The organism is Deinococcus sp. LM3 (assembly GCF_002017875.1).
Lineage (GTDB): Bacteria > Deinococcota > Deinococci > Deinococcales > Deinococcaceae > Deinococcus.
Map to the genome: position 1 here is coordinate 2721264 of NZ_MUFV01000001.1, position 22139 is coordinate 2743402.

Annotated in this window: 17 protein-coding genes; 8 read left to right on the forward strand and 9 right to left on the reverse strand. The window is 70.1% G+C overall.

Annotated elements, in window-relative coordinates; genetic code table 11:
• Positions 1 to 8: 8 nt before the first annotated feature.
• The 4 genes from BXU09_RS12830 to BXU09_RS12845 all read right to left on the reverse strand — a co-directional run bounded on the left by BXU09_RS12830 (position 9) and on the right by BXU09_RS12845 (position 4584).
• Positions 9 to 1349 (reverse strand): FAD-dependent oxidoreductase, encoded by a 1341-nt coding sequence (locus tag BXU09_RS12830; protein WP_078305014.1) that lies wholly within the window; start codon positions 1347 to 1349, stop codon positions 9 to 11.
• Positions 1350 to 1509: 160 nt separating this feature from the next.
• Entirely contained in the window at positions 1510 to 2334 is an 825-nt protein-coding gene (gene nudC / locus BXU09_RS12835; RefSeq protein WP_078303518.1) for an NAD(+) diphosphatase, read from the reverse strand.
• On the reverse strand, positions 2331 to 3470 hold the full coding sequence (locus BXU09_RS12840) for a VWA-like domain-containing protein (RefSeq protein ID WP_078303522.1): 1140 nt from the start codon (positions 3468 to 3470) through the stop codon (positions 2331 to 2333). Before BXU09_RS12840 ends, nudC begins: the two co-directional genes overlap by 4 nt.
• Positions 3471 to 3558: 88 nt before the next feature.
• Positions 3559 to 4584: a MoxR family ATPase gene (locus BXU09_RS12845; RefSeq protein ID WP_078303526.1), complete on the reverse strand. Its 1026-nt coding sequence runs from the start codon at positions 4582 to 4584 to the stop codon at positions 3559 to 3561.
• Between the two features lie 247 nt (positions 4585 to 4831).
• On the opposite strand from BXU09_RS12845, the gene BXU09_RS12850 reads away from it, so the two are divergent.
• The 3 genes from BXU09_RS12850 to BXU09_RS12860 all read left to right on the forward strand — a co-directional run bounded on the left by BXU09_RS12850 (position 4832) and on the right by BXU09_RS12860 (position 10271).
• A complete protein-coding gene (locus tag BXU09_RS12850) occupies positions 4832 to 8110 on the forward strand; it encodes a (Fe-S)-binding protein (protein ID WP_078303530.1) in 3279 nt (1092 codons plus the stop codon).
• A gap of 148 nt (positions 8111 to 8258) precedes the next feature.
• The gene (locus BXU09_RS12855) at positions 8259 to 9104 is read left to right on the forward strand and encodes a DegV family protein (RefSeq protein ID WP_078303533.1); all 846 of its coding nucleotides are present in this window, start codon (positions 8259 to 8261) and stop codon (positions 9102 to 9104) included.
• Positions 9105 to 10271, forward strand: a complete 1167-nt coding sequence (locus tag BXU09_RS12860; protein ID WP_078303537.1) for a serine hydrolase — start codon at positions 9105 to 9107, stop codon at positions 10269 to 10271.
• A 31-nt stretch (positions 10272 to 10302) separates the two neighbouring features.
• On the opposite strand, the gene BXU09_RS12865 is transcribed toward BXU09_RS12860, so the two are convergent.
• Positions 10303 to 11310 (reverse strand): bifunctional oligoribonuclease/PAP phosphatase NrnA, encoded by a 1008-nt coding sequence (locus BXU09_RS12865; protein WP_078303541.1) that lies wholly within the window; start codon positions 11308 to 11310, stop codon positions 10303 to 10305.
• Between the two features lie 117 nt (positions 11311 to 11427).
• Between BXU09_RS12865 and BXU09_RS12870 the strand changes: the two genes are divergently transcribed.
• The 3 genes from BXU09_RS12870 to aceA all read left to right on the forward strand — a co-directional run bounded on the left by BXU09_RS12870 (position 11428) and on the right by aceA (position 14452).
• Positions 11428 to 12135, forward strand: a complete 708-nt coding sequence (locus BXU09_RS12870; protein WP_144012114.1) for a hypothetical protein — start codon at positions 11428 to 11430, stop codon at positions 12133 to 12135.
• A 79-nt stretch (positions 12136 to 12214) separates the two neighbouring features.
• The gene (locus BXU09_RS12875; protein ID WP_078303549.1) at positions 12215 to 12841 is read left to right on the forward strand and encodes an HAD family phosphatase; all 627 of its coding nucleotides are present in this window, start codon (positions 12215 to 12217) and stop codon (positions 12839 to 12841) included.
• 303 nt (positions 12842 to 13144) lie between these two features.
• Positions 13145 to 14452 carry an isocitrate lyase gene (gene aceA / locus BXU09_RS12880; RefSeq protein ID WP_078303553.1) on the forward strand — a complete coding sequence of 436 codons (1308 nt, stop codon included), beginning with the start codon at positions 13145 to 13147 and terminating at the stop codon, positions 14450 to 14452.
• Positions 14453 to 14598: 146 nt separating this feature from the next.
• On the opposite strand, the gene BXU09_RS12885 is transcribed toward aceA, so the two are convergent.
• A complete protein-coding gene (locus BXU09_RS12885) occupies positions 14599 to 14883 on the reverse strand; it encodes a hypothetical protein (protein WP_078303559.1) in 285 nt (94 codons plus the stop codon).
• Between the two features lie 505 nt (positions 14884 to 15388).
• On the opposite strand from BXU09_RS12885, the gene BXU09_RS12890 reads away from it, so the two are divergent.
• Complete coding sequence (locus BXU09_RS12890; protein ID WP_144011945.1) at positions 15389 to 16609, forward strand: transposase; 1221 nt, start codon at positions 15389 to 15391, stop codon at positions 16607 to 16609.
• 18 nt (positions 16610 to 16627) lie between these two features.
• Here the strand turns inward: BXU09_RS12890 and cdd are convergent, their stop codons facing one another.
• Together cdd and BXU09_RS12900 are read right to left on the reverse strand one after the other, a co-directional pair.
• Positions 16628 to 17086: a cytidine deaminase gene (gene cdd / locus BXU09_RS12895; protein WP_078303565.1), complete on the reverse strand. Its 459-nt coding sequence runs from the start codon at positions 17084 to 17086 to the stop codon at positions 16628 to 16630.
• Positions 17079 to 18416, reverse strand: a complete 1338-nt coding sequence (locus tag BXU09_RS12900; RefSeq protein WP_078303569.1) for a hemolysin family protein — start codon at positions 18414 to 18416, stop codon at positions 17079 to 17081. The genes cdd and BXU09_RS12900 overlap by 8 nt, the downstream gene beginning before the upstream one ends.
• A 360-nt stretch (positions 18417 to 18776) precedes the next feature.
• On the opposite strand from BXU09_RS12900, the gene BXU09_RS12905 reads away from it, so the two are divergent.
• Entirely contained in the window at positions 18777 to 19796 is a 1020-nt protein-coding gene (locus tag BXU09_RS12905; RefSeq protein WP_078303592.1) for an MDR family oxidoreductase, read from the forward strand.
• Between the two features lie 128 nt (positions 19797 to 19924).
• Here BXU09_RS12905 and BXU09_RS12910 read toward each other — a convergent pair whose 3' ends face one another.
• Positions 19925 to 22072, reverse strand: coding sequence for a S8 family serine peptidase (locus BXU09_RS12910; protein WP_078303599.1), 2148 nt, complete (start codon positions 22070 to 22072; stop codon positions 19925 to 19927).
• Positions 22073 to 22139: the final 67 nt, after the last annotated feature.

Here is a 22139-nt window from a genome sequence, read left to right on the forward strand (position 1 = left end):
AGTCCGTATCAGATCATCCGGTGCAGGCGGTCGGCGGCCACCAGCAGCACGTCCCACACGCCACTGAACGGCGGGGCGTACGCGAGGTCCGCGTCGAACAGGTCCTGCGCCGTGCCCCGCTGACCCAGCAGGGCCGCGACCACGTCCACCCGTTTCACGCTCAGGTGGTTGTGCCCGACTAGTTGCGCGCCCAGCAGCCGGCCTGTGCCTTTCTCGCCGGTCAGGCGCACGTGAATGGGTTTCGAACTGTCGTGGTAGCCGGCGTGGTCGGTGCTGGTCACATCCACGCTCACGGCGTCCAGCCCCAGCTCCTGCGCCTCGGTCTGCGTGAGGCCGGTGCGGGCCACGCCCAGCTCGAACGTCCTGAAGATGCCGGTTCCGACCACGCCGGGAAAGCGGGCGTCCCCGCCGGCCATGTTCACGCCCGCCACGCGGCCCATGCGGTTGGCGGGCAGGCCCAGCGGAATGTGCACGCGGCGGCGCGTGACGCGGTGCAGGCTCTCGGTGTTGTCCCCGGCCGAGTAGACGCCCGGCACGTTCGTCTCCTGCCGGGCGTTCACGGCGACCGCGCCGGTCTTCCCGAGCCGCACCCCGGCGGCGCGCGCCAGATCCACGTTCGGCTTCACGCCCACCGCCACGACGACCAGATCGGCCCGCACCAGCCCGGCGTCCGTCTGCACGCCCGTCACGCGCCCGCTGCCGGTCAGGCCCTGCACGGTCACGCCGCAGCGGACATCCACGCCGCCGCGTTCCAGTTCGGCGCGCACCTGCCCCTGCAACTGCGGGTCCAGCATCCGCCCCGCCACCTCCGGGCCGCGCTCCAGCAGCACCACGCTCAGACCCCGCGCCCGCAACGCCTCGGCCAGTTCCAGCCCGATGTACCCGCCGCCCACGATGCACGCCCGACGAGCACCCCGCACGCTCGCCGCCAGTGCCTCGCCGTCCGGAATGTCCCGCAGGACATGCACGCCCTCCAGGTCCGTGTGCGCCCAGTCCGGCCGGACTGGGGAGACCCCGGTCGCCAGCAGCAGCCGGTCGAACGGTTCGCTGACCGTGCGGCCCGACTCCCGGTCCAGGACCGTCACCGTGCCGGCCCGCGCGTCCACGCCCGTCACCTCGTGCCGCACCCGCACGCCGATCCCGCGCGCCCGCATCTGCCCCGGCGTCCGGGCGATCAGATCCCCGAACGAGTCGACCTCGCCGCCGATCACGTACGGCAGGCCGCACGCGCCGTAACTCACGTACTCCCCCCGCTCGAACACCACGACCTGCGCCTGCGGATTGAACCGCTGCGCGCGGCTCGCGGCACTCATCCCGGCAGCCACGCCTCCCACCACTACGATCCTCATGCCCGTAGCGTAGTCGCGCGGGCGGCGCACGACCTACCGGCGGCCTTCATGTGGGCGCAACGGGAACCCGTTTCTCTCCTTCTCGCATCCGCTCGGATTGAATAGGTTTTGCAACCCATTCAATCGGAGTCCGTATGACATCCCTCGTCCGGAGTCCGTATCAGGGGTTCAGTGCCTGCTGCGCGGCCTGGTCGATCAGGGCGCGGGCGATGCTGAAGCGGGGCGGCAGGGTGGGTAGCGCCGTGACCGGGAAGAAGCGGGCGTCCTCGATCTCGCCGGGTTGCGGGATGATCTCGCCGCTCCCGTAGCGGGCGGTGAAGCCGATCATCAGGGAGTGCGGGAACGGCCACGGCTGACTGAAGGCGTAGTGCAGGTCCGTGACGGTCACCCCGAGTTCCTCGGCGATCTCGCGGTGCGCGGCGGCCTCCAGCGTCTCGCTGGGTTCCACGAATCCGGCGATGGCGGAGTACATGCCGGGCGGGAAGTTCGGGCCGCGCGCCAGCAGCAGTTCGGTGTCCGGGCCGTGCCCGCGCGTGATGAGGACCATCGCGACCGGCGCGACCCTCGGGTACGCGGTCAGGCCGCAGTTCGGGCAGAGGCGGGAGCGTTCGTGCGCGCTGTCCTGCATCGGGGTCGCGCAGCGTCCGCAGTAGCGGTGAGTGCGGTGAAAGTCCAGGATCTGCGAGGCGTACCCGGCCACGCCCATCAGCGTGTCGCCCAGCGTCCCGAACGCCGCGCGGACCGGGACGCTCACGTACCCGTCGGGCAGGTCGCCGTCCAGCGCCGCCGTGAACATGGTCCGGCCGTCCAGGCTGCCCAGGCCGCTCGTGTCGGTCACGGGAAAGGGCGCGGCGGGGCCGGTGGGCAACGCCTGCTGCGCGGTCAGGATCAGGCGGTGCCTGTCGAACACGAACCACACGCTGTCCGGGCCGGGCGCGGCGTGCGGGTCACGCCGGAAGGCGTCCGGGAGGCTGGTGGCGTTCACCCGTGTTCCTCCAGTCGCAGCACGTCCCCGAACGGGAAGCCCCCGTCCTCCAGTCCGCCGGGCGGCACCACCCACAGCGTCGGGACGCGCGGGGCCTGCTCGGGGAAGTCGCCGTAGCCGTCGGTCAGGTAGATCAGGACGTCCGGTTCGTGCGCGTCCAGCAGCGCGAAGATCGGGCGGAAGTCAGTGCCGCCGCCGCCCTGCGGGGGTGGGATCTCGCCGCCGGGTGACAGGTTGTGCGGGCCGTACGCCTCGGTGTCCGCGTAGTACAGCGTGGCGCGCACGTGCGGGTACGCGCCCAGCACGCCCTGCACCTCGCCCACCAGCGCGCGCACCGCGTCGTCGTCGACGCTGCCGGAGGTATCCACGGCGATCAGGGCGCTCAGGGACTCGTCGTCCAGCGCCTCCAGGTACAGGCCGCGCCCCACGAAACGCCGGTCGAAGCCGCCGAAATCCACTGGGGTGCGCGCCAGGAACCGCCACAGCTGCGCGCGCCAGTCCAGCCGCGCGGGCGCCAGCCGCATCAGTTCACGGTGCAGGCCCAGCGGGTCGTCGCCCTTCCCGCCGCTCATGGCGTCCACGCTGCGGGCCTGCGCCAGCGCCTGCTGCCACTGCCGCGCCACGTTCGGCGAGGGTTTCCCGTTCCGGGGCGGGACGTCACCGGGCGGGCCGTCCAGCAGGTCGTCGCCGTCCTCGCCGTCCCCGTCGGGTTCGCCGTCCAGGGCGGTGTAGACCTCCTCGACACTCAGTTTCTCCAGGTGCTCGTCCCGCGCGGCCCCGGCGCTGCTGGGCGGCGTGGGCAGCCCGGCGGCCGTGACCATGCCGTTCACGATCAGGTCCGCCGAACGGTTCCAGCGTTTCTTCTCACGCGGCCCGCGCCGCTGCACGTGCGACAGCGCCGCGTGCAGAACCTCATGCAGCAGCAACCCGTCCAGCACGTCCGGCGCCAGCCCGGCCGCCACCTCCGGGTTCACGTACACCCGCTCCCCGTCCGTCCCGGCCGCCGCCACCTCCCGCGACGGCACGAACTCCGCGTGCAGCAGCAACGTCGCGAAAAACGCCGACTTCCCCCGCAGCCGCAACCGGGAGCCGGAAATCAGGCGCTGGAACTCCGGGGTGACGGGAACCGGGGTCATGGGGCTCCCGGTGTTGAAAGTTGAAGGTTGATAGTTGATAGAGAACTGCCGTTTCCATCAACTGTCAACCATCGACCATCAACCCCCATCACATCCCCTCCGTGAGCTCCAGCGTTCCCTGCACCAGCGTGGCGAGGCGTTCGTCGCGGCCGACGAGTTCGGCGAGGTCTGCGAGTTGCCCGATGGCCTGGAATTTGCTGACCAGGGTCGCCACGTACAGTTGCAGCCATTCGGGTCCGGCGTTGTCGGCCAGCCACGTGAAGGCGTGGTAGGCCTCGTCGGCGCTCTTCGCGCGGGCGGCGAGGCCCACGACGGCGGCGTAGCGGACGCTGGGTTCGTCCGGCAGGCGCAGTCCGGCGCCGCGTCCCTCCAGGACGGTGCCGAGGTCCGGTAGTTGCTCGTACAGGCGCACGAAGGCGCTGAATTCCGCTCCGGCGGCGTCCCCGATGGCGGGCGTGGCGTCCAGTCCGGCGCGGTGCAGGCGGGCGGCCATCTCCCAGGCGCGCGGGCTGGGCCACGCGGGCTGCTGCGGGTCGAGGCGCCACAGCAGTTCGGGCCGGAAGGTCAGGAACGCGATGACGTGCTCGTGCAGGCCGCGCGCCAGGGCGTACGCGCGCCACGAGTCGAAGTCCGGGCGGACCGTCAGGTGCAGGAAGCGGTTGGCGAGGGGGGCGGGCATGTCGAACACGCTGGCGCGGTCCTCCTTGCGGTTCCCGGCGGCCCACACGAACCACCCGTCGGGCAGCACGTAACTGCCGACCCGGCGGTCGAGGATGAGTTGCTGGGCCATGCCCTGCATGGTGGGGGGGGCCATGTTCACCTCGTCGAGGAACAGCACGCCCTGCCCGCCGCGCGGCAGGAATTCCGGCGGGTACCAGCGGGACACGCCGCCGCCCTGCCCGTCGGCCTCGGGAACAGGCAGGCCGCGCAGGTCGGTGGGGGCCAGCTGCGAGAGCCGGACGTCCACGAAGTCCAGGCCGTGCCTCTGCGCGACCTGCGCCACGACGCTGCTTTTGCCGACGCCGGGGGGGCCCCAGATCATGGTGGAGAGTTTCAGGTCGCCGGTCACGAGGGCGCTGAGGTACGTCTGAAGTTCGTTCGCAGTGAGGCTCACGGGTTCACGCTACCGCACCGCGCCGCCCGGAACGGTGGGAGCGGTGCCGGGCGGGCCTTGAATGTTCGGGGTGGGGTCGGTGGTACGGCCGCCCCGGCCGGGGGAGGGCCGCTGGGGGGCGCGCGGGCGGGTGGGGGGGGTATGGTGAGGGTGATTCCCTGATGCCCGGCATCCCCTATACTTTCCGCATACTTTGACTCGGTACAAGTTTTCGCCCGTCTCGTTTCCTGCCTGAAGGAGTTGCCCCTTGCTGCCCCTGATCCACCAAGTGCTGTTCTTCGTCTTCGCCCTGATCGCCGGCGGCTTCGGCCTGTGGGGCTTCTACCGTCTGTACCGCCGCGTGGCGCGCGGCGCCCCCGCCAGCGAGGACCGCGCCGGGAACCCCGTCCAGCGCGTGCTGTACGCCCTGCGGGTCAGCCTCACCCAGGAGCGCACCTTCCGCCGCCGCACCACCATCAGCGTGCTGCACTCGTTCATCTTCTACGGCTTCGTGTACTACCTGCTGGTCAACGTCGTGGACGGCCTCGAAGGGTACATTCCCTTCCACATCTACTCGAAGGACAGCCCGCTGCTCGCCGGGTACAACTTCCTGGCCGACCTGCTCAGCATGCTGGTCCTCGTGGGCGTGGTCAGCCTGCTGATCCGCCGCCTGTTCCTGCCCAGCAAACGCGACTTCCGCTTTACCGACAAGACGCTGCTGCACCCGCTGCTGCGGGCCAACTACATCCTGCGTGACAGCCTGATCGTCTCGTCGTTCATCACCTTCCACGTGGGCAGCCGCGTGCTCGGCAACGCCGCCAAGATGACCGAGGAAGCCCGCAAACTCGGCGGGTACGACTCCTTCCAGCCGTTCAGCAGCGCCCTGGGCCGCCTGCTGTTTAACGGCGCCAGCGAGCAGGCCATCGAGGGTTGGCGCATCTTCGGGTACTGGGGCGCGCTCGGCAGCGTCCTGGCATTCCTGGCGTACTTCCCGTTCACCAAGCACATCCACATCTTCATGGCCCCGCTGAACTACGCCCTCAAGCGCCCCGTCGGCAGCGGCGTCCTGCCCCCCATGAAAGGGCTGGAAGAGGCCATGGAGGCCGACGAACCCAGACTGGGCGCCGAGAAACTCGAGGACCTCGAGTGGCCGCGCCTGCTCGACGCGTACTCCTGCATCCAGTGCAACCGCTGCCAGGACGTCTGCCCGGCCAACGCGACCGGCAAGGCCCTGAGCCCCGCCGCGCTGGAAATCAACAAGCGCATGGAACTGAACGTGATCGCGGCGCACCCCAGCCCCTTCACGCTGAAACCCGCACCCTTCGAGGGCGGCGCGGCGACCGGGCACCCCCTGCTGGAATTCGCCATCAACGAGGAATCGGTCTGGGCCTGCACCACCTGCGGCGCCTGCATGCAGGTCTGCCCCGTGCAGGACGAGCAGATGCTTGACATTATCGACATCCGCCGCCATCAGGTCATGGTCGCCGGTGAGTTCCCCCCGCAGCTCCAGACCGCCTTCCGCGGCATGGAACGCGCCAGCAACCCCTGGGGCATCAGCCGCGACAAGCGCCTCGAATGGGCCGAGGGCCTGAAAGTTCCCACCATCGACGAGAACTCGGAACCCGACGTCATCTACTGGGTCGGTTGCGCCGCCAGCTACGACCCCGGCGCGCAGAAAGTCGCCCGCTCCTTCGTGCAGCTGCTCGACAAGGCCGGCGTGAACTACGCCGTGCTGGGCAAGAAGGAAGCCTGCACCGGCGACAGCGCCCGCCGCGCCGGGAACGAGTTCCTGTACCAGACCCTGGCCCAGGAGAACGTCGAGACCCTGAACCAGGTCGCCCCGAAACTGATCGTCGCGACCTGCCCGCACTGCATGAACGCCATCGGTAACGAGTACCGGCAGCTGGGCGGCGACTACCGCACCATCCACCACACCGAGTACCTCGAGACCCTCGTGGCCGCCGGGAAACTCCCACTGACCCAGCTCGCCGAGAACGTCACGTACCACGACCCCTGCTACCTGGGCCGCCACAACGGCGTGTACGACGCGCCCCGCAACCTGATCACCCAGATGGCGGGCGAGGTGCTGGAACTCGAACGCAGCCGCGAGAACTCCTTCTGCTGCGGCGCCGGCGGCGCGCAGTTCTGGAAGGAAGAGGAAGAAGGCAGCGAACGCGTCAGCGACAACCGCTTCCGTGAACTCCAGGCCCGCCTGGACGACGCCAAAGCGGCCAGCGACGAGTTCGAGCAGACCGGCAAGGTCGTCGCCGTGGGCTGCCCCTTCTGCAAGGCCATGATGAATTCCACGCCCGAGAAGCAGAAACGCGACGACATCGTGGTCAAGGACGTCGCGGAACTGATGCTCGAGAGCGTGCAGCGTGCCGACGGCACCTGGCAGCAGGCGGCCCCCACCGGTCCCGTGGAAGGCGCCACGCCGCTGGAGCAGCCCGAGGTGGCCAGCGCCCCGAATGCGCAGATGCCCATGGACCGTACGGGCGACCGCCCCGGCGCCGGAGCCCCGGATGCCGTGGTCGGCGAGACGGCCGCCGCCGTGATCAACGCGCAGCCCGGCAGCCCCGACGCGACCCAGGGCACGCAGCCCGAAGCGCAGGCCGCTCATCCCGAGGCGACCGCCCGCAAGAGCTGGAAACCCAGGGCCGCCAGTGCCGACGACGTACAGCCCACCGCGCCCACCCCGGCCGCCGCACCTGCGCCCGCCGCCGACGCGGCCCCGGCCCGCAAGAGCTGGAAGCCGAAAGCGGCCGACGACGTGAGCGCCGCCCCGGCGGCCCCTGAAGCGGCGGCCGCGACCCCCAGCGCACCGGCTGACGCGCCCGCCCGCAAGGCCTGGGCGCCCAAGGCGAAGGCTACCGGCAGTGACGACGTGAACCCCGCGCCCGTCCCGGCAGAAGCCGCCACCGAGGCTCCGGCCCGCAAGGCCTGGGCTCCGAAGGCGAAAGCGGCCGAACCTGCCGCAGAGGCCGCCCCGGCAACAGCCGAGGCCGCCCCAGTCGAGGCCGTGCAGACCGCCGCTCCGGCAGCGGGCGAGCGTCCCAAGTGGAAGCCCGGCGGCGCGAAAGCGGCTGCCCCGGCCAGCGAGACGCCCGCCGCGCCCGTGCCGACCGACGAGGCCACCCAGACCGCTGTCTCGGCCCCGACTGGCGAGCGGAAGAAATGGGCTCCGAAAGCGAAGGCGGAAGGCGAGCAGGCGGCCCCCACGCCCGCAGTGGCAGTCGCTCCGGCCGCGGCGGTGGCCCCTGCATCGGCGGCTCCGACCACTCCGGCTGAAGTGCCGTCCGTGACAGGTGAGCGCAAGAAGTGGAATCCCAGGGCGACTCCGGTCTCTGCGGCGTCCACCGCCCCGGCTGCGCCCGATGCGGTTGCTGCCGCGCCCGCGGTGGCTCCGATCACCGAGCACGTGCACCTGGAGCAGGTGGGCGAGAACTCGCTGGAGGAAGGGCAGCAGGCCACCACGGCTCCTGACGCGACCCCCGACGTGACGCCCGCCACGGGCCGCAGGAAGTGGGAGCCGAAGAAAAAGAGCTGACAGCGGCCTCTGCGGAGGCCCTGAAAGGAGGAAGGGCGCGCCGGAACACTGTGTTCGGCGCGCCTTTCCCGGTGCGCTTCGTGCCGGGTGGGGGTGGCACGGGGGAGATGCTGGGCAAAACGATTGTGTGTCACGCTAGTATCAGGGAATGACCATTGCAATTGTCACGGATTCCACGAGTGACCTGAACGCTGCGCTGTGTGCGCAGTCGGGAGTGACCAGTGTGCCCCTGTACGTGCTGTTCGACGGCAAGATGCACAAAGACGGCCTGGAAATCACGCCCAGCGACCTGTTCGCGGGCCTGAAGGCGGGCAAGAAGACGCCCAGCACCAGCCAGCCCAGCCCGGCCGAGTTCGCGGCCGTGTACACCGAGGCGCTGAAAACGGCCGACGAGGTGCTGAGCATCCACATCAGCGGGCAGATGTCCGGCACCATCGGCAGCGCCCGCCTCGCCGCGCAGGATTTCGGCGGGAAGGTCACGGTCCTGGACAGCCGCTCGGTGACCATGGGCCTGGGCCTGCGCGTGCTGCGCGCCACCCAGATGGCCCGCGAGGGGCACAGCGTCGCGCAGATCGTGGAGGTGCTCGAGCGTGTCGCCAAACGGGCGGACATCCGGTTCACGGTGGACACCCTGGATTTCCTGCGGATCAACGGGCGCATCGGGGGCGCGCAGGCGCTGCTGGGCGGCCTGCTGAACATCAAGCCCATCCTGACCGTCCGTGAGGGGCGCGTGGAGTCCGGCGGGCGCGTGCGCGGCCACAAGAAGGCCATGCAGGACATCGTCGATCACGTCCGCAAGTACGCCGAGCAGAACGGCGGGGCGCGCGTGGCGTTCCTGGCGACGCCCGGCGGCGAGGCGTACCGGCAGGAAGTGCGCGACGGTCTGAGCGGCGTGACCCTGGAAGACATGGGCGATCACGTGATCGGCGCCGTGGTCGCCACGCACGCCGGACCCGGCACGGTCGGCGTGGTGCTGGAGCCCCTGACCGCCTGAATGGCGCGGCCTTTCAGCTGCCCGGAGGTCGGGCGGGGGTGGCTGGCGGCGCTGGCCCTCCTCCTGACCGGCTGTCAGCCGGACGGAGCGCAGACCGGCGAGCGTGTCGTGCTGCGGCAGATCGAGCCGCCGCAGGTGCAGGTGCAGCGCACGGGGGCCGACCGGGACGGGCAGGGGTGCCTGAGCGGCGCGCCGCTGGTGCCCAAGGCCCCGTCGCCGCCCCTGCCGCTCAGCGGCACCCTGGGCCTGTGGGTGGCCGAGGTGGACCCCGTGACCCTGGAACCGCTGCGGGCGGTCGGCACGAACCCGGAAAGTGTCTTTCCGCTGGCCAGCACGTACAAGCAGGCGGTGCTGTGGGCGACCCTGCGGGCCTTCGACGCCGGCACCCTGAGTCCCACCGAGCGGTTCGACGTGACGCGCGACAACCAGAGCCTCGGCTCGTACCCCTTCGACGGGTCGAACGTGCGGACCCTCACGGACCGCATGATCCGGCACAGCGACAACACCGCCACGGACATCCTGCACCGCCGCGTGGGCTTGCAGGCCGTGCAGGACATCGCCGACGACCTGGGCCTGTGCCGCACGCGCCTGATCCTGCCCACCCGTGACTGGTGGGTGGCGCAGGCGGGCCTGTCGCCCACGTTCAACGGCACGACCCGCTGGGCCGGCGCGCGCGGCGAGGAGCGGCTGCGGCTGGCCACCCTGATCCACGCGGACGCCCGCCGCTACCGCGCCGATTACCTCCAGAACCGGCTGAACACGTACTTCGACCACCGCTACGACCCGGCCCTGGACCTGCGCACGCACAACATCAGCACCCCGTACGAGTTCGGGACGCTGGTCGCGCACGAGTTCCTGCGCAGCGGCCTGTCGCCCCGCGCGCAGCGGTGGCAGCGCGAGGTCATGGCGACCGGGTTCGGGAAGGGCGCCCTGAACGTCACGCACCGTCAGGGGGTGCAGGCGTTCGGCGGGAAGGGCGGCAACGGCTGGCGGCTCCTGACGTACAGCGGCTACCTGCACACCCGCGACGACCGGCACGTCGTGTACGTGTTCATGCAGCGCGGCGCGGCGCAGACGTACACCATGCCGAACACCCGCCGCGCCTTCGCGTGGATCAACGCGGCGGTGGACGTGGTGCTGGCGGCGCAGACCGCTGCGGCCCCCTGAACCGGGGTGGCCCGCAGCGGCCGGTCGGCGCTCAGGCCGGGCCGTTCACCCGCTGCAACTCGGCGGCGATGGCCGCGTCGAGCTGCGCCATGACCTCTGCGAACGGCGCGGCGACGCTCGCCCCGGCAGCCGGGACGTGCCCGCCGCCGCCGAGCGCCACGGCGACGTTCTGCGCGCTGATGCCCGCGCGTGAGCGCATGGACAGTTTCACGCGGTCGCCGTAGTCCTTGACCATCACGGCCAGTTGTGTGCCCTCGGCGCTGCGCAGCAGGCCCACGTAGGATTCCACGTCCTCCCACGCGGCCCCGGCGCGGTCCAGCATCGCCTGGTCCACGCGGGCCAGCACGACCCGTCCGCCGTGCAGGAACTGCATGGTGCCCAGCACCTCGCGCAGCAGGTGGTAGTACGTGGGCGGGTTCTGGCCCAGCTGGTCGTTCAGCCAGCCCAGACGGGCGCCGTGGGCGCGCAGACGCGCGGCGCACTCGAAGGTGCCGGGCGTGACGCTGTCGAAGCGGAAGCTGCCGGTGTCGGTGTTCAGGCCCAGCATCAGCGGCGTGGCGAACGCCTCGGTCCAGGTGACGCCCAGTTCGTCCAGCAGGTCCGCGATCATCATGGCCGTCGCGGGCCGCGCGGGGTCCACGACGAGGGCCGTGGCGCGCCGCGCGTTCGTGCCGTGGTGATCCACGTTCACGACCGGGCCGCCAAAGCCGTCCAGGGTCACGCCCGCCACGCGCGCGGGGTCGTTGTTGTCCACGTCCAGCACTGCGACCAGCGCGCCGTCCGGCAGGGCGCCGAGCGGGCCGCTCAGTTCGCCCGTCTCCGGCAGGAACGACAGGTAGCGCGGGACGGTCATGGGGGCGGTCACGTCGCGGCCCAGCGAGCGCAGGGCGCGCGTGAGGCCCAGCACGCTGCCCAGCGCGTCGCCGTCCGGGTTCTCGTGCGACACGACCACGATGGGGCCGGTGTGGTCCAGCAGCGTGCGGGCAACCTGCCGGAGGTCGCGGGTGTAGTCGGGGCTGGCAGCATTCTGAGCGGTCATCCCGTCCACTATAGGCAGCGGCCGGGTGAGGATGCCCCCCCACCCCCCACCGGCGCGACCCGCGCTGGCAACGCACCCCGGCTGACAACGTGACCGGCGCACAGTATCCTGCTGCGTGTGCTCCGCTGTCTGAACCTGGCTGCCCTGACCGACGAGGAACTGCAACTCCTGGTCGGTGAGGACCGCGCCGTGGGCCTGCTCCCCGAGATCAGCCGCGCCCGCCTGGACGGACGCGCGGTGGCCGGCCCGCCCGTGCATGAACACCTGACCTTCGAACGGCTCGAGGAACGCGCCTGGGGCAGCACCCCGGAACAGGCCCGCAGCCTGGGTTCCCTGCACGCCGCCATGCTGGCCCAGGGCGCCGAGTTCCACGGCACGTTCTACCTGCCGGTCATCAGCGAGGTCCGGCACCTGCGCGCCTACACCCTGGAGCCCGACACGACCGCCGCGCTGCGCTGGAGCGAGACGCCGGAGTCCGCCCGGACGGGCCGCGCGTACCTGCAACTCATGACCTGGCTGCGCGACCGGGCCAGTGGCGTGGCGTGCGTCCGGACGACCGGGTCGCCCACCCTGTCCTCCCCGTCCCTGAGTGAGGAGATCGACCAGCACCACCACCCGGACGCCAGCCCGGCCGAACTGCTGGCCCTGCACCGGGGGTACGTGCTACGGCACGGGCGCGGGCAGAAGCTTGGAGTAGATGCCGACTGGACCCGCGCGTGGCAGGCGTCGCACGCCCTGAACCTGAACGCCTGGGTGCGGCGCGGCCTGCTGATCGACGCGCCCGTCTGCGCGCCCGACCCGGCCCCGCGCCCCGCCACTTCCTAAAAGCTGTCCGTCCGAAGCGGGGCAGTCCGTCTGAACAGAGGCGCGTGCCCGGCCCCCCGCGTGCGCGAGAATCGCTGCCATGAAGGATCAAGTTCCGCCTACCCTCCCGCACCGTCACGTCGCCTTCGATTGGGGCGGCGTGTTCACCATCGGCACCTTCGACGGCCGCAGCACCCAGAACGTCGCGGACCGCAGCGGCGTGCCGGTCGAGCGGGTGCGCGACAGTTATTTCCGGCACGTGCGGCAGCTGGAGGTCGGTGCCTGGACACTGGCGCAGTTCTGGACGGTCCTGCAGGAAGAGGCCGGGATTCCCATGCCGTACGAGGATTTCGAGGAACTGTACCTGGGCAGCATCGTGGACAACCCCGCCATGTACGCCACGCTGGCCGCGCTGCCCGGAGACGTACGTGTGGGCCTGCTGAGCAACAACTACCCGGTCGTCAGCGACCACCTGCGCCGCGACCCCCGCTTCGCACGCTTTTATCGGCCGGTGTTCAGCAACGAGCTGGGGCACAAGAAACCCTCGCCGGAATCCTTCGCGGCGCTGGAGCAGGCCATGGGCGTCCCGGCCGCGCAGGTGGCCTTCGTGGACGACGTGCAGGAGAACATCGACGCGGCCAACGCCGCCGGGTTCCACGGCATCCTCTACCACCATGATCACCACGCGGCGTTCGAGGCGGCCCTGGCGGAGTGGCTGCGCGGCTGAGCCGATCAGGGTCGCAGGAGGGGCGTCCGGTGCCGGCCGGGCGCCCCTTTCCTGTCGGCCTCCTTCGTTGGGTTTGAAGGCGTGTGGGGCGGTCAGCCGTGTGGAGTGAGACGCGAGGTGGTGTACCTGAGCCGGTGGTGTACTTCGTTAGACGGTCAGTACACCACCCCCCGGCCGGACAGGCGCGGAGCACAATGCCCTTACCGAAAGGCACCGCCCGCACCGGGCACACCGCGAACCCCCGAACCACCACGCCCCGCACCGGGCGCGGCCGCATCCCCTCACACCCCACGGAGGACCACCATGACCACCAACCCCCGCACGCCCGCCGAGATCCTGGAAAAAACCTGGCAGACCGAGGAACGCTGGCAGGGCATCAAGCGCAACTACAGCGCCGACGAGGTCGTCAAGCTGCGCGGCAGCCTCCCCATCGAGCACACCCTCGCCAAGCACGGCTCGCAGAAACTGTGGCGTCAGATGAAGGAGATGCCCTTCGTGAACGCCCTGGGCGCCCTGACCGGCAACCAGGCCATGCAGCAGGTCAAGGCCGGCCTGAAAGCCATCTACCTGAGCGGCTGGCAGGTCGCCGGTGACGCCAACAACGCCGGGCAGATGTACCCCGACCAGAGCCTGTACCCGGCTTCCAGCGTGCCGGACGTCGTCAAGCGCATCAACAACACCCTGCGCCGCGCCGACCAGATCCAGCACAGCGAGGGCAAGACCGACATCGACTACTTCGTGCCCATCGTCGCCGACGCGGAAGCCGGATTCGGCGGCCCCCTGAACGCCTTCGAACTCATGAAAGCCATGATCGAGGCGGGCGCGGCCGGCGTGCACTTCGAGGACCAGCTGGCCAGCGAGAAGAAATGCGGTCACCTGGGCGGTAAGGTCCTCGTGCCCACCAGCCAGTTCATCCGCACCCTGAACGCCGCGCGCCTCGCCGCCGACGTCAGCGGCGTCCCCACCGTCCTGATCGCCCGCACCGACGCCGACGCCGCCAACCTGCTCACCAGCGACATCGACGAGAACGACCGCCCCTTCTGCACCGGCGAACGCACCCCCGAAGGCTTCTACTACGTCAACCCCGGCATCGAGCAGGCCATCAGCCGCGCCCTGGCCTACGCCCCCTACGCCGACGTCATCTGGTGCGAGACCAGCGTGCCCAACCTCGAAGACGCCCGCCGGTTCGCTGAAGCCGTCCACGAGAAGTTCCCCGGCAAGCTGCTGGCCTACAACTGCTCGCCCAGCTTCAACTGGAAGAAGAACCTCGATGACGAGACCATCGCCAAGTACCAGGTCGAACTGGGCAAGATGGGCTACAAGTTCCAGTTCATCACCCTGGCCGGCTTCCACAGCCTGAACATGAGCATGTTCGACCTCGCCTACGGCTACGCCCGCAACCAGATGACCGCCTTCGTGGAACTCCAGGAACGCGAATTCGCCGCCCAGGAACGCGGCTTCACCGCCGTCAAGCACCAGCGCGAGGTCGGCACCGGCTACTTCGACCTGGTCGCCCAGGCCGCCGGAGGCGGGCAGAGCAGCACCACTGCCCTGGCCGGCAGCACCGAAGCGCAGCAGTTCGGCAAGGAACTCGCCGGAGCGCACGACTGAACGCCTGACCAGCCACCGCAGCGTGCGCGCTGCGCCATGACCGCCCAGCAGGGGGAGACGCCGAATTCCGGTTTCTCCCCCTGCGGCGTGTGCCTCCCACCGGTCGGTGACGTCATGCAAGGCAGCCGGTCAGAGGAGGGGGACGGTCAGGGAGCCGGGCAGGGGTAGCCGCCCGTGACGGTCGTCTGCGTCTGCCGCACCACGTACTCGCCCGTCTGCGGACTGAACTGCACGTACTCGCGCTGCCAGCGGCAGAACAGGTGCCCGTCCCACCAGGACCGGTCACTGTCGATCAGCCGCCAGCCGGTCCAGAAACTGTCGGTCATGGGCGTGACCATGCCCGTCCCCACGCCCGGCCCGGCCGCCACCGCAGCGGGCGAGCCGGTCAGGGCCACGCCGACCATCAACAGATTCAGAACGAGTTTCTTCATGGATCACCCCGGCAGGACCTGGCCCTGCAAATGAACGTCCCGGCACGCCGGAACCGCCGAATTCTGCACCTGAACGCACCACTGAACTGAACTACTTGCTGAACTGAACCCCTGGAGTGTAGGGCGGTCCCCGCCACGACTCAAGCGGATGGCCGTCCACGCCCCGCTCAGGCAGACGAGAACCGGGCCCCAACCGCAGGGTGCGGCGAGGCCCGGTTCGGAGGGCGGGTCAGGTGGCCCGCCCGGTGCGGGTTATACGGATTCCGTCTGTTTCGCTGACAACCCGGAACATCACCGCCCCTGCCAGCTCCACGCCCGGAGGGGCGTTTCTCTCCTACTCTGCGGGGCAGCTCTACGAGTCGCATCCGCTCGGATTGAACGGTCTTTGCCGCCCATTCAATCGGAGTCCGTATTACTCAATGGTGCGGACACTTTCAAAAGGTGCAAGGAAGAGGTCTCCTGTACGGTGAAGTTGAAACGACACCACCGAAAGGAGACCTGACCCATGTTACCCCTGCTGCTGCTCTTCCTCGGACTCCCAGCCCACCAGACCCGCTTCTTCGCTCACCTCATTCCCCTCTGGCAAGCCATTCCAGGCCGGGTCAACGCCAGGAACTTCAGCCGCTACAGCGAGTGGGACGAGCGCACCTTCCGCCGATGGATGCACAAGACGCTGCCCTGGGATGAACTCCACTGGGGACTGGTGCGACTCCTGATTCGCTGGGGGGTCCTCGGTTCACGGTTCATCCTGGCCATCGACGCCAGTTTCATCCCCAAGTCAGGCAAGAAGACCGAAGGGCTCGGGGCGTTCTGGAACGGCTCGCAGAGCCGTTCCGACACCGGACTGGAGTTGTCCTGCCTGGCCCTGATCAGCCTCACCGGCCAGCATGCCTTCCCGCTGGACATCCGTCAGACCCGGCCCAAACAGGACCGGGCAGATCGCCTCGAACAGTATCTGGAGCAACTGAAAGACGTCTTCACCCAGCGACGCGCTTGGCTGTCCGGCCATCTGCGCGCGGTCGTGGCTGACGGCCAGTACGCCAAGAAGATGTTCATGGACGCCGTCCATGCCGAGAAGATCGCTTTCGTCACCAAGCTCCAGTCGAATGCCAACCTGCTCTACCCGTTCACTGGCGCGCATCCCACACGCCGGGGTGCCCGGCGGAAGTGGGGTGGCAAGGTCGATTTCAAAGATTGGAGCGGGTGGCAGAGCGTTCCGGGTGACGCTCAGGAGCGGGTGTGGACGCGGGTGGTGTGGGCCCCTCACTTCGGCCGCTTTCTGCGGGTGGTGGTGATCGAGCGTCTTGATCGGAAGGGTCAGGTGAAGGCCCATGTGGTGCTGTGCAGCACGGACACGACCATGCCGGCACAGGAGATCCGGGCGCTGTACAGCGCCCGGTTCCAGCTGGAGTTCGTCTTCCGTGATGCCAAGCAGTTCGCGGGGCTGACGACCTGCCAGCTCCGGTCGACGACGGGGCTGGAGAATCACTGGAACGCCGCGTGTTTTGCGCTTTCGTTGGGTCGTGCGGAGTACCTACTGGAGCGGTCTGCCCGTACGGGCAGACCGGCTGATGTGGTGCCGTTTTCGTACGAGGACGTGAAGCGGCGCGCGTTTAACCGGCTGTTCGCCTCGCGAATTCTGGCCAATCTGGGTCTTTCACGGCGATTCGTTGAATTGGAGGAACATCCGTCCAGGCCGCTGGATCTCGGCGTCAAAGCTGCTTGAACCTGTCCGCACCATTGATTACTCGGTGCCGACCGGGTGCCCGTCGTCGCGGTGTTCGAGGCGGAAACCGTGCGGCAGGAAGTCCTTCACGTACCCGCTGATGATGTCGCCGTGCTGGTTGACGCATACCACGCGGGCGTCCGGGGCGAACTCGAACAGCACCTGACGGCACGCGCCGCAGGGACTGGCGGGCGGAGTGGCTTCCGAGTACACGACGATATCGGTGAAGTCGCGCCGGCCGGCGGTGGCCATGGCCTGCACGGCGCTCTGCTCGGCGCAGCGGCCCAGGCCGTAGCTGGCGTTCTCGACGTTCGCGCCGAAGTACACCTGCCCGTCGGTGGTGCGCAGGGAGGCGCCCACATGGAAGCGGCTGTACGGGGCGTAGGCCTGCTTGAACGCGGCCCTGGCGCCCTCCAGCAGTTGCGGGTCGGGGGTCAGGTTCAGGGCGTTGCTGTCGGTGGGTCGGGGGTCAGTCATGGTGGGCTTCCTCTGGGTCCAGGGGGGAGTGGTGTGGGGCGCGTTCCACGCGGACGCGGATGACGCGGCGCTGGTCGGCGTTCTCGACCGTGAAGGCCCAGCCTTCGTGCACGAAGCTCTGGCCCGCTTCCGGGATGTCGCCGAAGTGGCTGGTCATGAAGCCGCTCAGGGTGTCGAATTCGCCCTCGCCGTCTTCGAGGTTGCTGCCCAGGTGTTCCTCGACCTCACCGACGGTGAGGCTGGCGTCCATCAGGTACATGCCCTCGCCGAGCACCTCGATCATGGGCAGTTCGTCCTCGTCGGTCTCGTCGTAGATCTCGCCGACGATCTCCTCGAGGGCGTCTTCCAGCGTGACGAGGCCGGTCGTGCCGCCGAACTCGTCCACGACGATGCTCATGTGGCTCTTCTTGTCGCGCATCTTGGCGAGCAGGTCTTTGATCTTCATGCCTTCGGGCACGAAGTACACGGGGCGCATGATGTCCGCGATGACCGCGTGGTCGAGTTCGTCCAGGTGCCGGAGCATGTCGCCGGTGTGCGCGATGCCCACGATGTTGTCCGCGTTGTCCTGGAAGACCGGCACGCGCGAGTACCCGTGTTCGGCGTTCACTTCCAGGAGGCGGCGCAGCGGCGAGGCGCCGTCCACGACGATCATGTCCACGCGGGGCGTCATGACCTCGCGGGTGGTGGTGTCGGACAGGTCGAACACGTTGTACACGAGTTCCTTCTCGCTGTCTTCCAGCACGCCTTCCTGGCTGGAGGCGCCCACGATCATGCGGATCTCCTCCTCGGAGTACGCCGCGTGATGGCCGGCGACGCCGCGCAGGCCGAACAGTCGCACCACGCCGTTGCCCATGGCGTTCAGACCCCGGATGGCGTACTGGAAGACGGCCGTGAAGATCAGCAGCGGCCGGATGACGATCAGACTGACCTGCTCGCTGCGTTGCAGGGCCCAGCTTTTCGGCGCCAGCTCCCCGAACACGATGTGCAGGATGGTGCTGATCGCGAAGGCCACGCCGAACGAGATGGCCGTGATCTGCGCCTCGCTGAACTGCCCTTCCGGGAACAGGGGGTGCAGCAGGTGCTCGATGGCCGGCTCGGCCACGAACCCGATGGCGAGGCTGGCCATGGTGATGCCCAGCTGGGTCGCGGCGATGTACAGGTCGAGGTTCTGCAGGGCGCGCTGCGCGGCGCGGGCGGTGGCGTTGCCCTCGTCGGCCAGCTGGTCGATGCGGGTGCGGCGCACACTGACCAGCGCGAATTCGGCGGCGACGAAGAAGCCGTTCATCAGCACCAGGAAGAACAGGGCGAGGATGCCAAACAGGTCATTCATGAATGGACGCGCTCCATTGTTCGCGTCCCGGTCATCCGCGAGGCACATGCTGCCCGGCCACGCCCGCTGGGAGTGGTCCGTCGGTGTCCGGTGGTGGTCGCGACGCCACAGCAAAAAGCCGCCCTCAGGCGGAATTCACCGGGCGTCGAGGAAGAGCCAGAACTGGGAGGCTCCATAGCAGAGCGGAGTGTAACACACCCGCCCCGCCCGGCACGGCAGTGTCTGTCAGGCGGTGACGCCCTGGCCGCGCGGCGCACTCCGGGCCGGCGCGCTAGGCTGGGGCCGACCACACACATCCCGTTCGGCGGCCGACCTGACGACCCCGAGCGCCTCATCCCCCTTTTTTCGGAGGTTTCCATCATGACCCAGCCCAACGTGACCAGCACCCTGCCAGGCACCTACCGCGCCCTGCGCGCCGAGAAGACCGACAGCGGCGTTCAGGTCAGCCTCCAGACCCTGCCGCTGAGTGCCCTGCCCGACGGCGACGTGACCGTGCAGGTCACGCATTCCAGCCTGAACTACAAGGACGGACTGGCCGTGTCCGGGCGGCCCGGCGTGCTGCGCTCGTACCCCATGACGCCCGGCATCGACCTGGCCGGCACGGTGCTGGAGGACCGCACGGGCCGCTGGCAGCCGGGGCAGGGCGTGATCCTGACCGGCTGGGGCATCGGCGAGCGGCAGGACGGCGGGTACGCCACCCTGGCCCGCGCGAAGGCCGACTGGCTGGTCGTGCAGCCGCCCGGCACCGACGCCCGCTGGGCCATGAGTGTCGGCACGGCCGGGTTCACGGCCATGCTGGCCGTCATGGCCCTCGAGGACCACGGCGTGACCCCCGGCGACGGCGAGGTCCTCGTGACCGGCGCGGCCGGCGGGGTGGGCAGCACCGCCGTGGCCCTGCTGGCCGCCGCCGGGCACACCGTGGTCGCCAGCACGGGCCGCGCGCAGGAGGAAGCGTACCTGCTGGGCCTGGGCGCCAGCCGCGTCATCGGCCGCGACGAACTCACGGCCCTGAACCGCCCACTCGAGAAGGAACGCTGGGCGGGCGTGGTGGACAGCGTGGGCGGCGCGACCCTGGCCGGCGCGTACGCCTCGACCCGCACGCACGGTGCGCTGGCCGTGTGCGGACTGGCGGGCGGCAGTGACCTGAACGCCAGCGTGTTCCCGCTGATCCTGCGCGGCGTGAACCTGCTGGGCATCGACAGTGTCACCTGCCCCGCCCCGCGCCGCGAGGCCGCCTGGACCCGGCTGGCCCGCGACCTGGGCGCCGGGAAGCTGGAGGCCGTCACGCAGGAGCGCGCCCTGAGCGACCTCCCCACCCTGGCCGGGCAGATCCTGGCCGGTCAGGTACGCGGCCGCACCGTCATCGACGTGACCCGCTGACTTCACGGCGCTGACGCAGGATGGGCGGCCCCGCGCAGGTGGGGCCGCCCATCAACCATCAACCATCAACCATCAACCATCAACCATCAACCATCAACCATCAACCATCAACCATCAACCATCAACCATCAACGGGGCTGCAGGTCGCCCAGGTCCACGCTGGGCTGGCTGGTGGACAGCGTGACGCTGCGTTCGTCGCGTCGTTCGCCGCTCTCGCCGTAGATGCCGTTGCCGTTGGTGTCCTCGCCGGCGGTGGCGCGGTAGGTGCCGTCGCCCAGCCACGCCTGGAAGCGGCCCAAGGTGTCCAGGGCAGGCTGGAAGGTGTGGCCACGGGCGTCCTGCAGGCGCAGGCCGAAGCGGTCGCTGACGGCGGGGGCATTCAGGGCGGCGGCGGCGTTGATCAGGCCGTACCCGAACTGGTCGTCGCGGCCGGCCGCGCCGAGGTCGGTGGCGGTGGCGTTCAGGCGCGCCAGGGTGCTGGCGGCGTCGGTGGTGACGCCCTTGGCGAGCAGCAGCGCGGCGAGCGCGGCGACCTGCGGGCTGGCCTGACTGGTGCCGACCTCGGCTTCGTAGTTGGGTTCGTCCTGAATGTAGTCCCAGCTGGTCGAGAGGATCACGTCCGGGAAGTCCTGGCCGTTCAGGGTGGCGCCGTTGAAGGTGGTGCGGGTGAAGGGGTCGCTGCCGCCGGGCGCGGCGAGCTGCACCTGCGGGTAGGCGTTACTGAAGGTCGAGCGGATGGGGGCGCTGCCGCCGGAGAGGCTGACGCTGCCGACCGCGACGGCCCCGTCGCAGGCGGCGGGGTAGTAGGGGGTGGTGCCGTAGCCGTTGCCGGCGGCGGCGATCACGAGCGCGCCGGCGTTGCGGGCGTCCGTGACGGCCTCGCACATGGCCTGCGCGTTGGCGGCGCTGACGGCCCCGCCGAGGCTGAGGTTGATGACCTGCGCCGCGTGGGGGGTGCGGATCATGACGCCGTTCAGTTCGGTGGGCAGCCCGGCGGCGTAGCGGATGGCGGTGGCCACGTCGGATTCGGTGGCGTTGCCGCTGGCGTCGATGACGCGGATGGGCAGCACCTTGACGTTCGCGGTGTGCGTGGCGCCGACCACGCCGGTCGCGCTGCACCCGGCGCAGCTGGCGGCGTTCGTGCCCCAGCGGGCCGCGATGATGCCGGTCACGTGCGTGCCGTGACTGCCGGTGGTGCGGCCCTGGACGGACGGGTCGGTGGGGTCGGTGTCCGGGCCGTCGCCGTCGCCGTTGCCGGGGTCCGTGATGAGGTCGATGGCCCCCTCGGCGGACGTCCACAGTTGCCCCTGCAGGTCCGGATGGTCGAAACGGACGCCGGTGTCGATGACGGCCACCGTGACCGGGCGGGTGTACGCGCCGCCCTCCATGTCGCGCCACACGGCGCCGTAGCCGGTCAGCGGGTATGCCCACTGCAGCCCGGCGAACTGGTCGGTCGGCACGACGGCCGTGGCGGTCGCCTGGGTGCGCAGGATCACGTCGGGAATGGCGTACTCGACAGCCGGGTCGGCGCGCAGGGCGCTCAGGGCGGCCGGGACGTCCTGCACGCGCAGGGCGGCGCTGCGGCTGCCGAGGGCGCGGGAGGCCTGGACCGGCACGCCGGCGCCGCGCAGGGTGGTGGCGGCCTGCTGCGCGGTCAGGGCCGCGCTGCGGGCGGCGGCCTGTGCAGGGTCGGCCTGTGCCGCGCTGCCCTGGACGGTCAGGCTGGCGCGGTACTTGACGATCACGCCGGCGGCGTCCGGCTGGCTGTCGGGGGTCACGGAGGGGCGGCCGGTCTGCACGCCCTGCCCCTGAACGGCGGGAGCATTGACGCGCCCGCTCAGGCTGAATTGCGCGGCCGTGACGGTCCAGACGGTCTGGCCGCTCTGCGCGGCGCTGCCGCTGCCGGAGGTCCAGTTCAGGGTGACGGCGCCACTCAGGGTGGTCTGGTCGGCTTTCAGGGGGGTGGCGGCGGCCCGGTCGGCGGTGACGGTCAGTGCCACGTTCCCCTGCCCGCCCTGCGCCGAGAGTTTCAGCCAGTCCGGGAAGTCCGTGACCGACCAGCGGCCCCCGAACGGAACGTCCAGGGTCACGGCCGTCTGCTGACCCAGGTTCACGGTCTGCATGGTCAGGGTGGCCGGGCCGGTCACGGGCGGCTGCGTGACGGGCGGCTGCGTGGCTGGTGGTTCCGTGACCGGCGGGGTGGGCGTCAGGTCGCAGGCGCTCAGGGCCAGGGCCGCCGACAGCAGCCAGGCCAGATGGGTGGGGGTGCGGTGCATGGTCCCCACAGCATGGCGTACCGGAGCTGACGGCGCATGAACCCGCCCCCTGCCCCCGGTCGGGGGT

Bases quoted from the DNA above. Each gene is read 5' to 3' on its own strand.
- BXU09_RS12830 (WP_078305014.1), bottom strand. From the start codon at position 1,349: ATGAGGATCGTAGTGGTGGGAGGCGTGGCTGCCGGGATGAGTGCCGCG.
- BXU09_RS12840 (WP_078303522.1), bottom strand. From the start codon at position 3,470: ATGACCCCGGTTCCCGTCACCCCGGAGTTCCAGCGCCTGATTTCCGGC.
- BXU09_RS12855 (WP_078303533.1), top strand. From the start codon at position 8,259: ATGACCATTGCAATTGTCACGGATTCCACGAGTGACCTGAACGCTGCG.
- BXU09_RS12860 (WP_078303537.1), top strand. From the start codon at position 9,105: ATGGCGCGGCCTTTCAGCTGCCCGGAGGTCGGGCGGGGGTGGCTGGCG.
- BXU09_RS12865 (WP_078303541.1), bottom strand. From the start codon at position 11,310: ATGACCGCTCAGAATGCTGCCAGCCCCGACTACACCCGCGACCTCCGG.
- BXU09_RS12875 (WP_078303549.1), top strand. From the start codon at position 12,215: ATGAAGGATCAAGTTCCGCCTACCCTCCCGCACCGTCACGTCGCCTTC.
- aceA (WP_078303553.1), top strand. From the start codon at position 13,145: ATGACCACCAACCCCCGCACGCCCGCCGAGATCCTGGAAAAAACCTGG.
- BXU09_RS12885 (WP_078303559.1), bottom strand. From the start codon at position 14,883: ATGAAGAAACTCGTTCTGAATCTGTTGATGGTCGGCGTGGCCCTGACC.
- BXU09_RS12890 (WP_144011945.1), top strand. From the start codon at position 15,389: ATGTTACCCCTGCTGCTGCTCTTCCTCGGACTCCCAGCCCACCAGACC.
- cdd (WP_078303565.1), bottom strand. From the start codon at position 17,086: ATGACTGACCCCCGACCCACCGACAGCAACGCCCTGAACCTGACCCCC.
- BXU09_RS12900 (WP_078303569.1), bottom strand. From the start codon at position 18,416: ATGAATGACCTGTTTGGCATCCTCGCCCTGTTCTTCCTGGTGCTGATG.
- BXU09_RS12905 (WP_078303592.1), top strand. From the start codon at position 18,777: ATGACCCAGCCCAACGTGACCAGCACCCTGCCAGGCACCTACCGCGCC.
- BXU09_RS12910 (WP_078303599.1), bottom strand. From the start codon at position 22,072: ATGCACCGCACCCCCACCCATCTGGCCTGGCTGCTGTCGGCGGCCCTG.